The organism is Streptomyces niphimycinicus (assembly GCF_018883605.1).
Lineage (GTDB): Bacteria > Actinomycetota > Actinomycetes > Streptomycetales > Streptomycetaceae > Streptomyces > Streptomyces niphimycinicus.
In genome coordinates this window covers 1-1,294 of record NZ_JAHLEM010000882.1, presented here as the reverse complement: position 1 = coordinate 1,294, position 1,294 = coordinate 1, and the positions used below count along the sequence as shown (strand labels likewise).

General features: G+C 71.2%; 1 protein-coding gene. It reads right to left on the bottom strand.

The window, feature by feature from the left end; genetic code table 11:
* On the bottom strand, positions 1-1,294 hold a 1,294-nt coding region (locus tag KN815_RS44730; protein ID WP_216347541.1), incomplete at both ends, for an acyltransferase domain-containing protein.

The following is a 1,294-nucleotide window of genomic DNA, read 5'->3' as shown; positions in this document are numbered from 1 at the left end:
GACCTCGTCTCCGCGCCGCCAGGCGTCCCGTAGTCCTTGGAACACCGGCCCATACGTATACCCGCGCTCCGCCAACGCCGCATACACCCCCTCCACTCCAACCCGCTCCGCACCCACCGGCGGCCACACCTCCACAGCCGACGCCTCACCACCCGCCACCCCCACCACACCCACCGCATGCCGAACCCACTCACCCTCCCGACACGAAAACACCGACACCGACCGGCGACCCCCCTCACCCACACCACCCACCAAAACCTGAACCTCCACCTCACCCCGCTCCGGAAAGACCAACGGCCCCTCCAACGTCAACTCCTCAACCACCCCACACCCCAACCCCAACCCCGCCTGCAACACCAACTCCACAAACCCCGTCCCCGGCAGCAACACCACACCGGAGAGGGCGTGATCGGCCAGCCAGGAGTGGGTGGCCAGGGACAGCCGACCGGTGAGCAGGCAGCCGCCGGACTCGGGCAGCGCGACCGTGGCCCCGAGGAGGGGGTGGTCGAGCGCGCCCAGCCCCAGCGCGGAGGCGTCACCGTGGCCGGGCCTGGGCGTCAGCCAGTAACGCTCCCGCTGGAACGGGTAGGTCGGCAGTTCCACCCGCCGCGCCTCGCCGAAGGCCGCGGGCCAGTCCACCCGTATGCCGTGGACCTGAAGCCGCGCCATTGCCGAGAAGAACTGGGCGAGCCCGCCCTGGCCACGGCGCAGCGAGCCAGTGACCACCACGGATTCGCCGGAGGCGTCCGCCGTGTCCTGGATGCCCATGGTCAGGGCGGGGTGGGTGCTCGATTCCACGAAGACGCGGTGGCCGTCGGAGAACAGGGCCTGGAGCGCGCCCAGGAAGTCGATGGGCTTGCGGGCGTTCCAGAACCAGTAGTCCGCGTCGAGTTCGGTGGTGTCCAGAAGTCCGCCGGTCACCGTGGAGTAGAACGGCACGGTGGACTGGCGGGGCGCCACGTCGGCCAGCAGGGCGAGCAGCCGTTCGCGCAGCGGTTCCACCTGGGGACCGTGGGACGCCACGGTGGCGGGCACGACACGCGCGCGTACGCCGTCCGCCTGGCATGCGGCCACGAACTCCTGGAGACTCTGCGGGTCGCCGGCCACCGTGGCCGCCGCGGGCCCGTTCACCCCGGCCACCGCGAGGCGTTCGCCCCACGGCTCGATTCGGGTGGCCAGTTGTTCCGCCGGCAGGGCGACCGAGGCGATCGCACCGTTGCCCACCAGCGTTTCGGCGAACAGGCGGCTGCGCAATACCACTACCTTGGCCGCGTCCTCCAGCGACAGCGCCCCG